This window comes from Streptomyces sp. NPDC127108, from assembly GCF_042677545.1.
Lineage (GTDB): Bacteria > Actinomycetota > Actinomycetes > Streptomycetales > Streptomycetaceae > Streptomyces.
The window spans coordinates 1-3172 of sequence record NZ_JBHXTE010000104.1 but is presented as its reverse complement, the minus strand read 5'-3'; the positions used below and the strand labels follow the sequence as shown (position 1 = coordinate 3172).

The window sequence follows — 3172 nt, the reverse complement described above, 5'->3', positions numbered from 1 at the left end:
TACGTCCAGTACGAGGGCGATCCGGGCGCACGCCGAGAGCACGCACCAGACGCCGCGGGCTGTTCCGCGAAGATCCGCCGGACAGGCCCTAGTCGAGTCCGCTCCCCTTCCGGACGCTCAGCCCGTTCCGCGCACCCCGACCGTCGCGCCCGTCCCGCACACCCCGCCCGGCCCGTACCCGCGGGCCGTTCCGCACCCCCGGGAGAGCCATGCCCACCCAGCCCCTCCGCCTGCCGCCGTCGACCGCGGCCTTCGCCCTCGTGGCCTGCCTCGCCGCCCCCACCGCGGCCGAAGCGGTCACCCCGGCCCCGGCGTCCGCCGCCCCCGCGTCCGACTGCGCCCTTCCCGGCCGCACCGGCTGGACCGACGAAGGCCACGACACCGACCCCCGGCAGTTCCAGCGTGCCACCGGCACCCGCAAGGTCCTCACCCTCTTCGTCGACTTCCCCGACGCCCCCGCCACCGACTCCACGCGCGGCTACGCCGACCGACTCGCCCCTGCCGCGCGCTGGTTGAAGCAGGCCAGCCACGGCCGCTCCCGGCTCGCCGTCACCTCGCTGCACCGCTGGATCCGGATGCCCGCCGACTCCGCCTCGTACGGATTCGAGCGCGGTCTGACCTTCGAGGCGCACGAGAAGTACGTACGGGACGCCGTCACCGCCGCCGACCCGCACGCGGACTTCTCCCGCTACGACATGGTCTGGGTCGTCCCCACCCGGGCTGCCACCGCCGTCACCTTCTCCCCGACCTACCTCTTCGACCCGGGCACCGCCGGAGTCGGCGCCGACGGCAGGCGCGTCAAATGGGGGGTCACCTTCGGCCAGGACCTGTGGCGCTGGGGACACAAGGTCGCCGCCCACGAGACCGGGCACACCTTCGGCCTGCCCGACCTCTACGCGTTCGCGGGCGACACCCACCAGTACACCGGCGGCTGGGACGTCATGGGCGACATCGCGGGCCGCGCGCCGCAGTACCTCGGCTGGCACTCCTGGAAGCTCGGCTGGATCCGCGACGCCCAGGTGGCCTGCCTGCCCGGACAGGGACGGCGCACGGTCCGGCTGACTCCGGTGGAGCGCGGGGGCGGCACCCAGATCGCCGTCCTGCGCACCGGCACGACGACGGCGTACGTCGCCGAGTCCCGCCGGGCCGAGGGCCATGACCGGAACGCCTGCTCCACCGGCGTCCTCATCTACAAGGTGGACTCCGCCACGCCGACCGGCGAGGGCCCCGTCCGCGTCATGAACGCCGCACCGCCCACCACCCCGCCCCCCGGCTGCGCACGACTGGACCTGGCCGCCCACGCCCCCGGCCAGACCTTCACCGACCCCGAAACCGGAGCGAAGATCACCGTGGTCAGGGGTGGCGGGGCGGGGGACACCGTCAGGCTCAGCAGGCCTTGAGGGCCAGGCTCAGCAGGCCTGGAGGGTGGTGTGCCCTTTGCCCCTACTTGATCTTCGTTGCGTAGGGTGGCGGGATGGGGGAGGGGATCACCATCGCAAAGCACAAGAAGCACAGCTCGAAAGAAGGCGGCCTCGCACGGGCCTCGCTGCTCATGGCCGTCGGCACCGTCGTCTCCCGGGCGACCGGCCTCATCCGGCAGGTACTCCAGGCGGCGGCGCTCGGCACGGGCCTGCTGGCCAGCACGTACAACACGGCGAACACCGTGCCCACCGGCCTGTACACCCTGCTGATCGGCGGCGCGCTCAACGCCGTGCTCGTGCCGCAGCTCGTCCGGGCCCGCGCCACCCAGACCGACGGAGGCCGGGCCTACGAACAGCGACTGGTCACCCTGGTGCTGTGCGTCCTCGCGGCGGGCACGGCGCTCGCCGTGTGGGCGGCACCGGAGATCGTCGGGCTGTACATGCGCGACACGGCCGAGAACCACGAGGCCTTCGAACTCACCGTCGTCTTCGCCCGCTTCCTGCTGCCGCAGATCTTCTTCTACGGCATGTTCGGGATGCTCGGCCAAGTCCTCGGCGCCCGGGAGAGGTTCGGCGCGATGATGTGGACGCCCGTCCTCAACAACGTCGTCCTGATCGCCATGTTCGGCGCCTACCTGGCGCTGATGACGGCGCCGGACAGCGTCGGCGACATCACCGCCGAGCAGGTCCGGCTCCTGGGCGTCGGCACCACCTGCGGCATCGCGCTACAGGCCCTCGCGCTCCTGCCGTACGTGCGCGAGGCGGGCTTCCGCTTCCGGCCGCGCTTCGACTGGCGCGGCACGGGCCTGCGCAAGAGCGCCCGCGCCGCCCGCTGGACCCTGCTGTTCGTGCTCGCCAACCAGGTCGCCCTGACCGTCGTCTCGAACTACGCCAACGCCACCGACCAGCGCCTGCCGCACGCGGGGGCCGGGTACACGGCGTACACGTACGCGCAGACCATCTGGCTCCTGCCGCAGTCCATCGTCACCGTCTCGCTGGTCACCGCGCTCCTGCCCCGGCTGAGCAGGGCCGCGGCGCAGGGCCGCACCGACGACCTGCGCGACGAACTGTCCCGCGCGCTGCGCCTGACCGGCGTGGTGATCGTGCCCGCCGGATTCTTCTTCCTGGCGCTCGGCCCGGAGACGGCGGCGCTGCTGTTCGGCCACGGAGCCGCCGACGTAGCGGCCACGCGCCCGCTCGGCCAGATGCTCCAGGCCTTCGGCCTCGGCCTGATCCCGTTCTCCGCCCAGTACTTGCTGCTGCGCGGCTTCTACGCCTACGAGGACACCCGCACGCCGTTCTGGACGGCGGTGTCGATCGCTTCCGTGAACATCGCCCTCGCCGCCGCCTGCCACCAACTCCTGCCCGCCCGCTGGGCGGTCGTCGGCATGGCCGCCGCGTACACGCTGTCGTACGCCGTGGGTCTGCTGCTCACCGCGCGACTGCTGCGCAGGCGCCTCGACGGCCGCATGGACGGCAGGCGTCTGGTGCGCACGTACGGCAAGCTCACCCTGGCCGCCGCCCCCGCAGGGGCCCTCGCCTGGCTGGTGGCCCGCGTCTGCGCGGACCGGGTGGATGCCGCGAGCACGGCGACGACGGCCCTGGCGCTCACGGCGGGCGCGGCCGTGCTGGTCGTCGGATACCTGCTGCTGGCACGGCTGCTGAGGGTCGGTGAGTTGCGGCTTTCCGTCCTCCGCTGACCCGGCGGCGGACAGTCCTCGATCGCCGGAAGAACGGGGATGGCCCTCGAC

At 73.0% G+C, this 3172-nt stretch carries 2 protein-coding genes; both read left to right on the top strand.

Annotated elements, in window-relative coordinates:
• Positions 1-209: 209 nt before the first annotated feature.
• Positions 210-1400, top strand: a complete 1191-nt coding sequence (locus ACFVHO_RS40490) for a M6 family metalloprotease domain-containing protein (RefSeq protein ID WP_385725546.1) — start codon at positions 210-212, stop codon at positions 1398-1400.
• A gap of 74 nt (positions 1401-1474) precedes the next feature.
• Positions 1475-3121, top strand: a complete 1647-nt coding sequence (gene murJ, locus ACFVHO_RS40485) for a murein biosynthesis integral membrane protein MurJ (protein ID WP_385725545.1) — start codon at positions 1475-1477, stop codon at positions 3119-3121.
• Positions 3122-3172: the final 51 nt, after the last annotated feature.